Source organism: Sphingopyxis sp. LC81 (assembly GCF_000756375.1).
Classification (GTDB): Bacteria; Pseudomonadota; Alphaproteobacteria; order Sphingomonadales; family Sphingomonadaceae; genus Sphingopyxis.
The window spans coordinates 32996-46242 of the sequence record NZ_JNFD01000014.1; the positions used below are offsets into that span (position 1 = coordinate 32996).

The 13247-nt window shown below is 65.9% G+C and carries 18 protein-coding genes; 5 read left to right on the forward strand and 13 right to left on the reverse strand.

All coding sequences use genetic code 11. From position 1 onward, the window contains the following. Positions 1–40: 40 nt before the first annotated feature. The 4 genes from FG91_RS07625 to FG91_RS07640 are packed head-to-tail and all read right to left on the reverse strand — an operon-like array spanning position 41 to position 2685. Positions 41–490, reverse strand: a complete 450-nt coding sequence (locus FG91_RS07625; RefSeq protein WP_052187399.1) for a hypothetical protein — start codon at positions 488–490, stop codon at positions 41–43. Next, on the reverse strand, positions 483–1118 hold the full coding sequence (locus tag FG91_RS07630) for a CoA transferase subunit B (protein WP_037513827.1): 636 nt from the start codon (positions 1116–1118) through the stop codon (positions 483–485). The genes FG91_RS07625 and FG91_RS07630 overlap by 8 nt, the downstream gene beginning before the upstream one ends. After that, positions 1118–1975: an HAD family acid phosphatase gene (locus FG91_RS07635; protein WP_037513829.1), complete on the reverse strand. Its 858-nt coding sequence runs from the start codon at positions 1973–1975 to the stop codon at positions 1118–1120. The genes FG91_RS07630 and FG91_RS07635 overlap by 1 nt, the downstream gene beginning before the upstream one ends. Continuing rightward, positions 1975–2685, reverse strand: coding sequence for a CoA transferase subunit A (locus FG91_RS07640; RefSeq protein ID WP_037513830.1), 711 nt, complete (start codon positions 2683–2685; stop codon positions 1975–1977). Before FG91_RS07640 ends, FG91_RS07635 begins: the two co-directional genes overlap by 1 nt. 90 nt (positions 2686–2775) lie before the next feature. Here FG91_RS07640 and FG91_RS07645 point away from each other — a divergent pair, with 90 nt between their 5' ends. Next, on the forward strand, positions 2776–3669 hold the full coding sequence (locus tag FG91_RS07645; RefSeq protein ID WP_037513832.1) for a LysR family transcriptional regulator: 894 nt from the start codon (positions 2776–2778) through the stop codon (positions 3667–3669). On the opposite strand, the gene FG91_RS07650 is transcribed toward FG91_RS07645, so the two are convergent. Genes FG91_RS07650 through FG91_RS07665 form a run of 4 tightly spaced genes read right to left on the reverse strand, consistent with a single transcriptional unit; the run spans position 3661 to position 6665 of the window. Next, positions 3661–4323, reverse strand: coding sequence for an HAD-IA family hydrolase (locus FG91_RS07650; RefSeq protein WP_037513834.1), 663 nt, complete (start codon positions 4321–4323; stop codon positions 3661–3663). The two genes, FG91_RS07645 and FG91_RS07650, sit on opposite strands and share 9 nt — an antisense overlap. A gap of 33 nt (positions 4324–4356) precedes the next feature. Continuing rightward, positions 4357–5097: a glutathione S-transferase family protein gene (locus FG91_RS07655; RefSeq protein WP_037513835.1), complete on the reverse strand. Its 741-nt coding sequence runs from the start codon at positions 5095–5097 to the stop codon at positions 4357–4359. Between the two features lie 9 nt (positions 5098–5106). Beyond that, positions 5107–5514 (reverse strand): hypothetical protein, encoded by a 408-nt coding sequence (locus FG91_RS07660; protein WP_037513837.1) that lies wholly within the window; start codon positions 5512–5514, stop codon positions 5107–5109. A gap of 47 nt (positions 5515–5561) precedes the next feature. Beyond that, complete coding sequence (locus FG91_RS07665; protein ID WP_037513839.1) at positions 5562–6665, reverse strand: DUF2855 family protein; 1104 nt, start codon at positions 6663–6665, stop codon at positions 5562–5564. A gap of 57 nt (positions 6666–6722) precedes the next feature. Here FG91_RS07665 and FG91_RS07670 point away from each other — a divergent pair, with 57 nt between their 5' ends. Then, entirely contained in the window at positions 6723–7106 is a 384-nt protein-coding gene (locus FG91_RS07670) for a DUF488 domain-containing protein (protein WP_037513840.1), read from the forward strand. Here FG91_RS07670 and FG91_RS07675 read toward each other — a convergent pair. From FG91_RS07675 to FG91_RS07685, 3 genes are read right to left on the reverse strand one after another with little or no spacing between them, the layout of a single operon-like run. Next, positions 7103–7780, reverse strand: a complete 678-nt coding sequence (locus tag FG91_RS07675) for a VIT1/CCC1 transporter family protein (protein ID WP_037513841.1) — start codon at positions 7778–7780, stop codon at positions 7103–7105. The genes FG91_RS07670 and FG91_RS07675 overlap by 4 nt on opposite strands. A 38-nt stretch (positions 7781–7818) precedes the next feature. After that, complete coding sequence (locus tag FG91_RS07680; protein ID WP_081940472.1) at positions 7819–8283, reverse strand: GlcG/HbpS family heme-binding protein; 465 nt, start codon at positions 8281–8283, stop codon at positions 7819–7821. 25 nt (positions 8284–8308) lie between these two features. Continuing rightward, positions 8309–9229, reverse strand: a complete 921-nt coding sequence (locus FG91_RS07685; RefSeq protein WP_037513842.1) for an SMP-30/gluconolactonase/LRE family protein — start codon at positions 9227–9229, stop codon at positions 8309–8311. Positions 9230–9275: 46 nt separating this feature from the next. Between FG91_RS07685 and FG91_RS07690 the strand changes: the two genes are divergently transcribed. After that, positions 9276–9875, forward strand: a complete 600-nt coding sequence (locus FG91_RS07690) for a TIGR02466 family protein (protein WP_037513843.1) — start codon at positions 9276–9278, stop codon at positions 9873–9875. Positions 9876–9924: 49 nt separating this feature from the next. Further along, complete coding sequence (locus FG91_RS07695; RefSeq protein WP_037513845.1) at positions 9925–11358, forward strand: NAD-dependent succinate-semialdehyde dehydrogenase; 1434 nt, start codon at positions 9925–9927, stop codon at positions 11356–11358. A 142-nt stretch (positions 11359–11500) separates the two neighbouring features. Here FG91_RS07695 and FG91_RS07700 read toward each other — a convergent pair whose 3' ends face one another. Both FG91_RS07700 and FG91_RS07705 read right to left on the reverse strand, forming a co-directional pair. Next, complete coding sequence (locus FG91_RS07700) at positions 11501–12262, reverse strand: SDR family oxidoreductase (protein ID WP_037513846.1); 762 nt, start codon at positions 12260–12262, stop codon at positions 11501–11503. Then, the gene (locus tag FG91_RS07705) at positions 12259–12642 is read right to left on the reverse strand and encodes a dihydroneopterin aldolase (RefSeq protein ID WP_037513848.1); all 384 of its coding nucleotides are present in this window, start codon (positions 12640–12642) and stop codon (positions 12259–12261) included. Before FG91_RS07705 ends, FG91_RS07700 begins: the two co-directional genes overlap by 4 nt. A gap of 89 nt (positions 12643–12731) precedes the next feature. Here FG91_RS07705 and FG91_RS07710 point away from each other — a divergent pair, with 89 nt between their 5' ends. Continuing rightward, positions 12732–13235 carry a GNAT family N-acetyltransferase gene (locus tag FG91_RS07710; protein ID WP_037513850.1) on the forward strand — a complete coding sequence of 168 codons (504 nt, stop codon included), beginning with the start codon at positions 12732–12734 and terminating at the stop codon, positions 13233–13235. Positions 13236–13247 lie beyond the last annotated feature (12 nt).

Sequence of the window (13247 nt, forward strand, 5' to 3'; positions counted from 1 at the left end):
TGGCCGCCGTCTTAGCGGCGACTTCCGCGGCCGTCACCCCTCAGGGCGCAAGATGGCGCCAGGCCTTGAATGTCCCCACGGCGTAAACCGCGCCATAGACAAAGACGATCAGCGAAGACCAGACCGCGAAACTGTCGGTGTGTTGCGGACGCCACAAATGGAGCGGCACAAAAATAAGGCCGCGGAGCAGATAGATGGACGCGATGACGATCAGCCCCGTCCGCAGCAGCGGCAGGCGCGGGAACGAACCGGCGCCCGAAAAGGCATAGGCGGCCCAGATCAGCAAGACGGCGCCGATCGCAAGCGTGATCAGCGTCGGGTGCAGGTCGCCGCGCGCCGCGGCACGCGCCATGCCTTCGCCCGCGCCGAAAAAGCGATACCAGTCGGGACCGCCGAAAATGCACGCGATATGGAGCAGCGCGGCCAGGACCGATAACCACCCGCCGACGATCAGCCAGGCGGAACCGGGATTGGCGGCGACATTATGCAATATAATGCGCCGTCGTTTTCGCGGCGACGTCCTCCGCCGTCACGCCCGGCGCCAGCTCGATCAGCTTGAACGGGCTGTCATGGTCGTCGCGCTTGAACACCGCGAGGTCGGTGATGATCATGTCGACGACATTCTTGCCGGTCAGCGGCAGCGTGCATTCGGGGATGAACTTGGGACTGCCGTCCTTGGCGTTATGCTCCATCACGACGATGATCTTCTTGACCCCGGCGACGAGGTCCATCGCGCCGCCCATGCCCTTGATCATCTTGCCGGGGATCATCCAGTTCGCGATGTCGCCATTTTCGGCAATCTCCATCGCGCCGAGGACGGTGAGGTCGATATGCCCGCCGCGGATCATCGCGAAACTGTCCGACGAGCTGAAGTAAGCCGACTGCGGCAGCTCGCTGATCGTCTGCTTGCCCGCGTTGATCAGGTCGGGGTCCTCGTCGCCCTCAAAGGGGAAGGGGCCGATGCCGAGCATGCCGTTTTCGGACTGGAGCGTCACCGTCATCCCGGCAGGAATATGGTTCGCGACCAGGGTCGGGATGCCGATGCCAAGGTTGACGTAATAGCCGTCCTGCAGTTCCTTCGCGGCGCGCGCCGCCATGTCATCACGCGTCCAGGCCATTATTTCGGCTCCCATTGCTTGTCGGAGGGGAAGGCATCGTCCCAGCCCAGTTTTTCCCACGGGCCGTAGACGGGGTTGGGGAAAAGGAACCAGCCCTTGTCCCAAAGTGCGGTTGCGCCCGCGCTGGTGGCGAGCGCCATGCGCTGCGCGGCGGGCAAATCCTTGACGTTGAACTGCTGGCTAAAATCGCCGAGCTGGTCGCCGCCCAAAATGATCACGCAATATTTCGACGCGATCGCCGCGCGGCGTCCGTCCTTGCTCGATCCGTCGGCATAGTCGCCCATCAGGAACAAAGTCTCGCCATGCTTGAATTCGCCGAGCCCGGCGGCGCGCAGCGTGTCCTCGCTGCCCCTGGCGTTGGCGGCGCTGCGGTTGGTGTTGGCGATGACGGTGATCCCCGCGGCGCGGAGTTTGTTCACCATCTCGACCGAGCCGGGCATCGCGGCTGCCTTGCCCGCACCGGTCTTTTCCCACTGGTCCCAAACCTTCGGATCGTAGGCGGAGTGCGCGAAATGGCGCATCGGACCGAGGTTCCAGATCAGCGTCTCGTCGGCGTCGAACACCGCGGCGAAAGGCTTGCCGCCGCACGGCTCGAACGCCGGCGCATCCATCGTCGCACCCGCCGCCAGCACGACGCTGTCCTTCGGCCGCTGCTTGATCCGCCACACGCCATAGTCGGCGATCCGCGCATTGGTCGCGCGCACCGCCACCGCAGCCTCGGGCGAGCCATAGAGATATTGCAGCGCGACCGGCGGTTTGGCAGCTTCGGTTGGCGCAGGCGGCGCGGTCGACACGTCCGCGGGCGCGCTGGCGCACCCGGCAAGGAGCAGCGCGGCGCCAATGGCGAAGTCCCGCATCAGGCCGTCTCGCGCGGGCGCGTCGTGCGGAATTCGATCTTCTTGTCGTAGGGCGCGCCGAGGACGAGGCGCTTCACATAGATGCCCGGGAGATGGATCGCATCGGGATCGAGGCTGCCGACGGGAACGATTTCCTCGACCTCGGCGACGCAGATCTTCGCGGCGGTCGCCATCGGCTGGTTGAAGTTGCGCGCGGTCTTGCGGAAGATGAGGTTGCCGCTCTCGTCGGCCTTCCACCCCTTGATGATCGCAAGGTCGGCGAAGATGCCGCGTTCGAGGATATAATCCTGCCCGTCGAAATTCTTCACTTCCTTGCCCTCGGCGACGAGCGTGCCGACGCCGGTCTTGGTGTAGAAGCCGGGGATGCCCGCACCGCCGGCGCGGCAACGCTCGGCGAGTGTGCCCTGCGGGCAGAATTCGACCTCGAGCTCGCCCGCCAGATATTGCCGCTCGAACTCCTTATTCTCGCCGACATACGACGAGATCATCTTCTTGACCTGCTTGGTACGGAGCAGCTTGCCGAGCCCTTCGCCGTCGATCCCGGCGTTGTTGCTGGCGATGGTGAGGTTCTTCGTCCCCGCATCGCGGATCGCGTCGATCAGCCGCTCGGGGATGCCACAAAGGCCGAAACCGCCTGCGCAAATCTGCATGCCGTCGAACAGCAATCCTTCGAGGGCGGTGGCGGCGTCGGGATATTGCTTCTTCCCCATGGGACGGCTCTCCTGAATGATTTCGTGCGCGACCTTGGCGTATTTGATCCATCAATTCTAATTGTTCGATTTTTGGATTATACATAGACGATGTCTATCAATCGCGTCTCGCTCTATCATCTCGAAACCCTGCTGTGGATCGACCGGCTCGGCACCTTTTCGGCCGCCGCCGAGCGGCTCAACACGACCCAGCCGACGGTGTCGGCGCGGATGCGCGAGCTCGAACAGCGCCTCGGCACCGCGCTGTTCCGCCGCGAGGGGCGCGCGATGTCGCTCACCGCGGCGGGGCGCAAGCTGGTGCGCGACTGTGACCCGCTGCTCCGCGACATGCAGGTCGCGCTGCTCGGCAGCGGCGGCTATGGCGAGGCGAGCGGAGTGGTGCGGATCGGCGCGGGCGAGATCGCGGCGGCGAGTTGCCTTCCGGCCTTCGTCGCGGGATTGAAGGCCGATATGCCGAATGTCGGGCTCGAGATCGAAATCGACCTCACCGCGAACCTGATCCAGCAGCTGCTCACCGGGCGCACCGACATCGCCTTTGCCGCGGGGCCGATCGCGCATCCGGCGCTGAAAACGAGCCCGATCGGCGCGGTCGAACTCGTCTGGCTCGCGAGCCGCGCGGTGGCATCGGCCTTTACCGGTGGCGAAGCCGCGCTTCCGGTCTGGTCGCTCGCCAGCCATTCGCCGATCCATGGCCGGATGCGCGAGGCGATCGCGGCGTCGCGCATCGCGCAGAAGTCACTCAACTTATGCAACAATGCCAGAACGATGATCGACATCGCGAAGGCGGGCGGCGGCATCGGCATCTTCCCGCAACCGATGGTGCGCGGCGAAATCGCGAGTGGCGCGCTCACCCAAATCGACGGCATGCCGACGCTGGCGCCCGTCGAGTTTCACGTCGCGATGCGCGTTGCGGATACCGAGCCTGTCCTCACGCAGATCTTCGAGCGCGCGGCAAAGCTGAACCTCGCCGAAGCGTCAGGGTAGGGGCATTCCCAGCACCCCCGACAGGTCGGCGAGCGCCTGTTCGCCGCTCGTCACCTTGATCGCGTGCATGCCGAGCTGGCTCGCGGGTTTGCAGTTGATCCCGAGGTCGTCGAGATAGATGCATTCGCCGGGCTCGACGCCGAGCTTTTCGCACATCATCAGATAAATCCGCGGGTCGGGTTTGCGCACCCCCGCCTTGCTCGACTCGATGACATGCGCAAAGCGCGCCATGATATCGGCGACCTCGATCGCGGCCTCCTCGCTCCGCGTCATTCCCGCGCCGAGAACGCCCATCTTGCCGCCCGGCACATTGTTCGTGATGCACGCGATGGTGAAGCCGCGATCCTTCAACGTATCGAGCGCCGCGACCATCGCCGGACGCACCGCCCCCGCGATGACGGCAAGCACGGCTTCGCCTTCCAGCTCATGCCCCAGCGCGCGCGCCTCCTCGGCGAACAGCGCGTCGAACGCGGCAGCATCGATTTCGGCGCGCTCGAACTTCGCCCAGGCATTGCCGTCGGGGTTGGCCGCGTTGACGCGGCGGACGAAATCGCGTGGCAGCCCGCGCTCGTCCTCCAACCGGTTGAACGCCTCGAAGGGCGAGGCGGTGATGACGCCGCCAAAATCGAAAATCACGGTCGTGAAGCGACCCATGGATGGTTCCTGTCGTTGGGAGAGTTGGAAGGATCAGCGCAGCATGATGCTGGCGCGCGGATTGTCGGCGCCGAAGCTCTGTTCGGCGACCTTCACGCCCGCCGCTTCGAGCGCGGCGCGGCGCCCATCGGCGCGCGTCGCGAGGATCGCGGGTTCGAAGGAGAGGGTGCGCGCATAGCAGGGGAGCGCCGCGATGCGGTCGAGCCAGGCTGCCGTCCTGGGCCAGCGCGCCGGGTCGGGCGTCCAGCCGGCAATCGCGGCGTTGCGCAGCGGACAGGCGACGGCGAGGTCGGCAATGCTGACCGCGTCGCCGAACAGGAAGCCGCCCGCCGGCGCGCGTTCCTCGATCCAGTCGATCGCTTCGGGCAGGTCGGTGTCGGTGACCTTCGCGATCGCCGCCTCGTCGGGCGGACGCTTGAAGACATGCGGCGCAACAATCTTCGGAAAGAAGAGGCTCCAGATGCAGAGGTCGCCGAGCCGGCTGTCGGCATATTCCTCGATCCAGCGTGCCTGTGCCCGTTCGCGCGGGCCCTTGGGCAGCACCGGGACATCGGGGTAGGCTTCGTCGAGATATTCGGCGATCACGGTCGAATCATTGATGACAAGGTCGCCGTCGACCAGCACCGGGATGCGGCGCAGCGGGCTCAGCTTCGAAAATTCGTCGTTACCGTAAAAGGGCGTGATCGGATCGAGTTCGTAATCGAGCCCCTTCAGGTGCAGGATGGCGAGGATCTTGCGCACATAGGGCGACACAGGACTTCCGACGATCAGCATCGCTTTTCCTTATTTCTTCACGGGCGGCGTCGCGACGCGCTGGCCCGACCAGCTCGCATCGTCGATAGTGAGGTCGAGCCGGTCGGGCGAGCGTACGGTATCGAGCAGAAAGACATAAGGCCCGCTCGCCGCGAGGACCGCATCCATCGCCTTTTCCAGCGGGATGGTGACGGTCGGGATGCGCGCATAGCTCGATTTGATCTCGACCTTGTTCGCCCCGATGCGCGTCACGGTGATCGTGACGCCATTTTTCGAGGAGCCGCGTGCATCGGAAATGACGTCGCCCTTATAGGTGCCCGCTACGCGGTCGGCGAGATCGGGTTTGTGCGCGGGTGCGGCCTTGGGCGTTTCGGCAAGCGCGGCGCCCGCCGGAAGCAGGAGCGCGAGCGAGGTGGCGAAAACAAGCGTGCGAAGCATGGCCGATCCTTTCTTGCGGTGAGAAAAGCGGCTGGTCGCCCCAGCCCTCATGGAACGACGACAATCCCTTTTTTGGGGTCGGCCTGTCCCGAGAGCATCTCCCGATAGGCGGCGAGCGCCGCATCGCCGCCGCTGCGTTTATCGACCGAAGTCAGCCGCGGTGCAACGTCCATGAAGGCAAGCCAGGCTTCGGCGATCTTCTGCCCGAACGCCGCGCCGCCCCAGTCGGCGATGCGTTTTTGACTGCGGCCGGGCGCGAAAAAGCCCTGCCGTTCGGGGCCGGGGAGCCCCTCGCCATCGACCTGCGCATCCCAGTGCGACTTGCCGACGATGATCGAGGCTTTGAGGTTGTTCCCGTAATGGCTGTGCACCACGCGTGTCACCGCGCCATTGCCCGCCATGTCGACGAGCGCTGCGGGGGTCGATGCATTCAGCGTCATGATCTGGTCATAGCTGATGACGCGGTCGTAGATGCCTTGCGCCGCGAGCGCCTCGACATTGGCGGCGCTCGTCAGGCCGATCGTTTCGGGGCGGTCGGTACGCAGCTTGAGTGCGAAGCCGAGGCCGATCGCGGTTTTGCTCGACGCGCTCGCGATCAGGATCTGCTGGACGCCATAATCGCCCTCATCCTCGAACTGGTCGGCGATCAGCCAGCCGGTGAGGAACAACGGGCGGAACACCGGCCAATAATCATGGTCGGCGGCGCGATAATCGGGCAGCGCCTCGATCCGCTGATAATTGTTATAGATGGGGGGCAGGGTGGTGCGCCGCGGCGTCACATCGGTGAAGCCGCCCGCTCCCGCCTTGCCGACGGTCAGCACGGCATCGCTTGCCATCGGGTAATAGCCATAGAAACGGTCGCCGACCGCGACGCCCTCGGCGGCGCTTTCGGTCACCGTCGCAAAGCCCCAGACGGGCAGGCGGCCCGGCGTATCGCGCTCGGCGAAGAAATCCCAATAGCCCTGATCATTGCCGAACAGCCCCGCGGGCTTGCCGAACACGGCATAAGTGATGTTGTTCGCGGTCATCGCATAGCTGTCCAGATGCACGCGCACCTGCCCCGGCGCGAGCGGCGCGCCCGCGTCCTCGACCAAATGGGCTTGCGTGATATCGTCGCGATCGATGTCGATCGCCCAGCTCTTTGCGCTCATGTCCGGACCCCTCCGATTGTCTTGCCCGCGAATGCGGGATGACCGATAGTCATACAGATGGCACCGCCCCTGACAATCGCGGTCAAACGCATTCACGAACCGGCCGGTCCCGGCGACGGGACGCGCTTCCTCGTCGACCGGCTGTGGCCGCGCGGCGTGTCGAAGGAGAAAGCGGCGCTGGCGGCATGGCTCAAGCCGCTGTCGCCGAGCGACGGCCTGCGCAAACGCTTCCACGGCGAAACCGCCGGTTCGGACGAGGCATGGGATGCGTTCCGCCTCGATTATTTCGCCGAACTCGATGCCGGCGGCGAGGAGGTGAAGGCGGCGCTCTTCACGCTCGATGCGGCGGCGCAGGCGGGGCCGGTGACCTTGCTCTACGCCGCGAAGAATGAGGAGCGGAACAACGCCGTTGCGCTCCGCGAATGGCTCGCGCGGCGCTAGCCGAGCAGCGATCCGATCGCGATCGTCGCCGCCATCGCGAAGGCGCCCCAAAAGGTCACGCGCAAGACCGGGCGCAGCATCGGTGCATTGCCCGCCCACGCGCCGAGCGCGCCGAGGATGGCAAGGAAGACGAGCGATGCCGCCGAGACCGTAAACGGCAACGAATCGCCGCGGTCGAGCATCACGGTCGCGAGCGGTAGCGCGGCACCGACCGCGAAGCTTGCAGCCGAGGCGCCGGCGGCCTGCACCGGCCGCGCCGCCATTTCGCGGGTGAGCCCCAGTTCGTCGCGCAAGTGGCTCTTGAGCGCATCATGTGCGGTGAGCTGCGCCGCGACCTCCTCAGCAAGCGGTCGGTCGAGTCCGCGCTGTTCGTAAATTTGCGTGAGTTCCTCGAGCTCATACTCGGGGTCCGCCGCGAGATGCCGTTTCTCCAGCTCGACATCGGCCCTTTCGGCGTCGCCCTGCGAACTCACCGACACATATTCGCCTGCCGCCATCGACATCGCGCCTGCAACGAGGCCCGCCGTGCCGGTGACGAGGATCGACGAGGGCGCAACGCCCGCCGCCGCGACGCCCGCGATCAGGCTGGCGGTCGACACGATCCCGTCGTTGGCGCCGAGGATCGCGGCGCGCAGCCAGCCGATCCGCGTGACGGCGTGGGTTTCGCGGTGCATTGGCGGGCCTCCCTGTTGCGGGCGACGCGCCGTGACAGTCAGCGAGCGCGCTCCGACTTCAGCCCTGCTGCCGCGATCCCGGCCACGGCGCAAGCGGCATCGTCGGAGGGCGCCTCGCCCGACGCGCCGACTCCGCCGAGCCGGGTGCGGCCGTCGGCGGAGAAGACGGGGATGCCGCCGGGGACGGGGACGACGTGAGGCGCATCCGCAAAACCCGGCGTGCCTTTGACCGCTTCTTCCATCCCGCTGGTCGGGAAACCCCACGCCGCGACGGCGCGCGCCTTTTCAATCGAGAATTCCATGCTGCCAAACCCATTGCCGTCCATCCGCCACGCGGCGACGAGCTGCCCGCCCGTATCGACGACCGCGATTGCATGGCTCTGGCTTTTGGCGCGTGCATGCGCCGCGCAGCCCTTGACGATCGCATCGGCCTGCTCGGCGTTCAGCCCCTGCGCGCTTGCGGGCGCCGCGATCAGCAGCGCCGCCATCCCCAACATCCTCATCCTTGCCTCCCCAACGGGCGCGGGGTCAGTACTGCAGTTGCAGCCCCGGTCTGGCCCAGCGCGTCTTCACGAGCCGGCCCGTCCCCGACAGGGTGATATAGGCATCCTGACGGTCGGGTCCGCCGAAGGCGATGTTGGTCGTGAAAATATCGTCGGTCGCGACAAATTCGACGAGCGCGCCATCGGGGCCGACGACCGAAATCCCGCACTCGCCGATCGTCGCGACGCAGATATTGCCGTTCGCCTCCATCGCGAGGCTGTCGAAGAATTTATAGCCCGCGGGGCGATAGAGCGGGATGCCGGGGCCACCGGGGCCCGCGCTGTCGTCGACCTTGCCCGGCGCGACGATGTTGAACTGGGTCAGGCGGCAGGTATAGGTTTCGGCGGCATAGAGCTTGGTTCCGTCGGGCGAGATGCCGATGCCGTTGGGGTTATAGCTCGGGAAGATCACTTCCTCGATGAAGCTGCCGTCGGCCTTGGCGTAGAAAATGCCGACGATGTCGTGGCACCGCGCGGCATAATCGACCTTGCCATGATCGGTGAACCAGAAGCCGCCGTGCGCGTCGAACATGATGTCGTTCGGGCCGCGCAGCGTCACACCATGGTCGCCCGATTTATACAGCACCTCGACTTCGCCCGTCTCGATATCGATACGCTCGATCCGCCCGCCCGAATAATCCTCGGCGATGCCGTGCGGCGCGAGATAACCGTTCGCCTCGACATAGTTGAACCCGCCGTTGTTGCAGCAATAGAGCTTGCCGTCGGGACCGATCGCGAGACCATTGGGGCCGCCGCCGGGGGTCGCGATGACCTCCTTCTTCCCGCCGGGCCAGCAACGCGTGATGCGCTTCGCCTCGATCTCGACGACGATGACGCTGCCGTCGTCCATCACGACCGGCGCCTCGGGAAAGCGCAATCCGTCGGCGATCAGTTCGAACTCGGCCATCCTCGTCTCCCTTGCTCTTGCACATTGGCTGTGCTTTGCGCGCATCATGCCCGTTCGCACGCTCTTCGCCACCAATTTTTACGAAGCCGATATCGGCACGCCCGACCTGCTCGATGAGCTGGAGGAAAGCAGCCGTCTGTTCGCCGAAGAGGATGGCGCGGGCCGGCGCTGGAGCCGCGACCATGGCTATAAGGGCTACACCAGCTACGCGAGCCTCGGCGACCTGCCCGAACGCGATCCGGCGTTCCACGACCTGAAGCGCCTCCTCGACAAGGAGGTGAAGGCCTTCGCCAAGGCGTGCCACTTCGACCTCGCGAAACCGCTGAAGCTCGACAGCCTGTGGGTCAACATATTGAAACCCGGCGGCACGCACAGCGGCCACATCCACCCGCACAGCATCGTGTCGGGCACCTTCTATGTCGCCGTCCCGCCCGGATCCGGGGCGCTCAAGCTCGAAGATCCGCGCCTCGCGATGCTGATGGCCGCGCCGGGGCGCACCGACGATGCGCCCGAGCATCTGTTGCCCTTTATCTATGCCGAACCCGCCGCGGGCCGCGTCTTCCTGTGGGAAAGCTGGCTGCGCCACGAAGTGATGCCGCACTCGGGCAAGGGCGAACGGATCAGCATCAGCTTTAACTATCGCTGAGACGGCCTATATCGGCGCCGTCCCCCATTTCCTTGAGCAAGGATCTTATATGACCGCGACCTACGACGCCGACCTTCAGCTCTTCATCAACGGCGCCTGGCGGAGCGGCGAGGGTCGCGACGAGCGGCCGGTGTTCAACCCCGCTACCGCGGGCACGATCGCCGAACTGCCGGTCGCGACCGCAGCCGACCTCGACGAAGCGCTCGCCGCGGCCGAACGCGGCTGGCCGGTATGGCGCGCGAAGACACCCGACGAGCGCGCCGCGCTGATGCACAAGGCGGCGGGCATCATCCGCGAGCGCGTCGACCATATCGCGACGCTGCTCACGCTCGAACAGGGCAAGCCGATCGCCGAGGCGCGCGGCGAGGTGCTGTCGGCGGCGGGGCTGTTCGATTATTTCGCCGAACAGGGCAAGCGCATCGAGGGCCGCGTGCTCCAGCGTCCGGCGGGCCAGCGCGCGATGGTCACCAAACATCCGGTCGGCCCGGTCGCCGGCTTCTCGCCCTGGAACTTCCCGGTCAATCTGATGGTCAAGAAGATCGCGCCCGCGCTCGCCGCCGGCTGCGTCGTGATCGCGAAGGCGCCCGAGGAAACCCCGGGCTGCACCAGCGCGATCATGCGCTGCATCGCCGATGCGGGCATCCCTGGTGATGTTGTCCAGCTCGTCTATGGCGACCCCGACCAGATCAGCCGGCATCTGCTGGCGAGCCCGGTAATCCGCAAGGTCAGCTTCACTGGCTCGACCGCGGTCGGCAAGCATCTGATGAAGCTCGCCGCCGACGGGGTGAAGCGCATCACGATGGAGCTCGGCGGCCATGCGCCGGTGCTGGTATTCGACGATTGCGATCTCGAAAGCACGCTCGACAAGGTCGTGTGGCAGAAGTTCCGCAACGCCGGGCAGGTGTGCATCTCGCCGACGCGCTTCTATGTGCAGCAGGGCATCTACGACGCCTTCGTGAAGGGCTTTGCCGAGCGGACGGCAAAGGTGAAGATCGGTAGCGGCCTCGACGCCGACACGCAGATGGGCCCGCTCGCGAACGCGCGCCGCATCCCCGCATTGGAAGCGCTGGTCGCCGATGCCAAAGCGAAGGGCGCACGCGTCATCGCGGGCGGCGAAGCGACGGGCAACGGCTATTTCTTCCAGCCGACCGCGATCGCCGATGTGCCGATCGAGGCCGATGCGATGAACAACGAACCCTTCGGCCCGATGGCACTGATCCGGCCCTTCGGCACGGAAGAGGAGGCGTTGGAGCAAGCGAACCGGCTGCCCTACGGCCTCGCGGCGTTCGCCTTCACCGAGAATGGCCGTCGCATCAATCGCATCGTCGACACGATCGAAAGCGGGATGGTCGGCGTCAACAGCTTCGTGATCTCGGCGATCGACACGCCGTTCGGCGGGATCAAGGAATCGGGCTTCGGCAGCGAAAGCGGGCCCGAAGGGCTCGATGGCTATCTCGTCACCAAGGCGGTGCATATTTACTGAGGCTAATGATCCTCCCTGTGGCGAAGCCATGGGGAGGGGGACCGCTCGCGAAGCGAGTGGTGGAGGGGTCGCGCGTCAAAGCCCCTCCGTCAGCGCTTCGCGCTGCCACGTCCCCAACGCTGCGCGATGGGGAGGATCCTATTCAATCCCGCTCCAGCGCCACGAAATCGCGCGCCATCGGCGCCAGATGCGCGCCGCCGTCGACGAAGATCGTCTGCCCCGTCACCGCCTCGGCGCGCGCGAGGTAGACGACCGCGTCGGCGATCTGTGCGGGCGTCGGCAGCGCGCCGAGCGGCATAAGCTTCGCCAGCCGCTCGACCTGCGCCGCCGAATAATCCTCGGTCGCCATCGTCAGCCCAGGCGCGACGGCATTGACCCGCGCGCGGTTGCCGAACGCGACCGCCAGCGTCGCCGTCGCCTGCCACAGCGCCGATTTCGCCAGGCTGTACGCGATCTGGTCGGGCACCGGATGGACGACGCGCTGGTCGACGATATTGACGATCACCGGGCGCTTGCCCTCGCTCGCCGCGACGAGCGCCTTTGCCAGCATCACCGGCGCATGATGATTGACCTGCATCATCTCGGTCAACGCGCCCGCCGACAGGCCGGCCCACTCGCCCTCGGCAAACAGCGCCGCATTGTTCACGAGCAGGTCGGGAGCGCGACCGAACTTCTCGATCACCGCCGGCAACAACGCATCCACGGCCGCGGGATCGGCCAGATCGGCGGCGAAGCGGTGGCTGAGCGCCCCGGTCTCGGCCAGCGCGTCGGCCAGCACCGGATCGGCGTCGCCCGGACTGCGCTTGTGGATCGCCAGTGCATAGCCTTCGCGCGCCAGCCGCGCCGAAATCGCGGCGCCGACGCGGTGGAGCCCGCCCGTGACGAGAGCGAGCTTTTGCGTCACTTGCGGACCCCCAAACGACTTCGGCGCATCGTGATGCCGATCTCTTCGCCTTCCTCGGCGATCGCGAGCTTGACGATCTTGACCTCGACCTCTTCGACCTTGTCGTCCTGCAGGAACAAAGTGTCGATGATATGGTCGGCGACGCTTTCGATCAGCACGAAATGCACATCCTTGGGGATGCCCTCGGTCGCCGCGAATTTCAGGTGCATATAGTTTTTCGACGCGCTGAGCGGCGTCACCGGATCATAATGATCGGCCATCGCCAGCTTCGCGCGCACCGAGATGCGCAGCGGCTGCGGCAGATGGGTTTCTTCGGAATAAATGCCGGTCAGCACCTGGACGGTCAGCCCGTCCACTTCCAGCCACAAACTATCGGTCACACGATCATCCTGCAGGTGGGCGCGACATTCGGCTTTGCAATACCGACGCCGGACCCTAAAGCGCCGCCGCATTAGCGAAAGGGTACGCGTTGGTCGAGTTACTTCCATTGTCCGATATCGAGCCGCAGGCCGTCGAGGATCTCCTCGACGCCGCTTTCGGAACGGATCGCTTTGGACGAACCGCCTATCGCATCCGCGAAGGCGTGGATGCGGTGCCCGCGCTCAGCTTTGCGCTGGTCGAGGATGGCGCGCTGATCGGCACGATCCAGTGCTGGCCCGTGGCGCTGCGTGCGCCCGATGGCGGCGAAGCCCCGCTGGTGATGGTCGGTCCGGTCGCGATCCGCCCCGACGTCCAGCGCGGCGGCCACGGCCGCGCATTGATGGCGCAGATGCTCGATGCCGCCGAAACCGAGGCCGACGGCGCGCTGATGATGATTGGCGATCCCGAATATTATGGCCGCTTCTTCGGTTTTACGGCTGACGCCACGGGCGGATGGGATTTGCCCGGCCCATTCGAGCGCCGCCGTCTGCTCGCCCGGGCGGTGAACGGCCACAGCCTGCCGACGGGCGCGGGAATGATCGGGCCGCGCTGACCGCGCACGGGG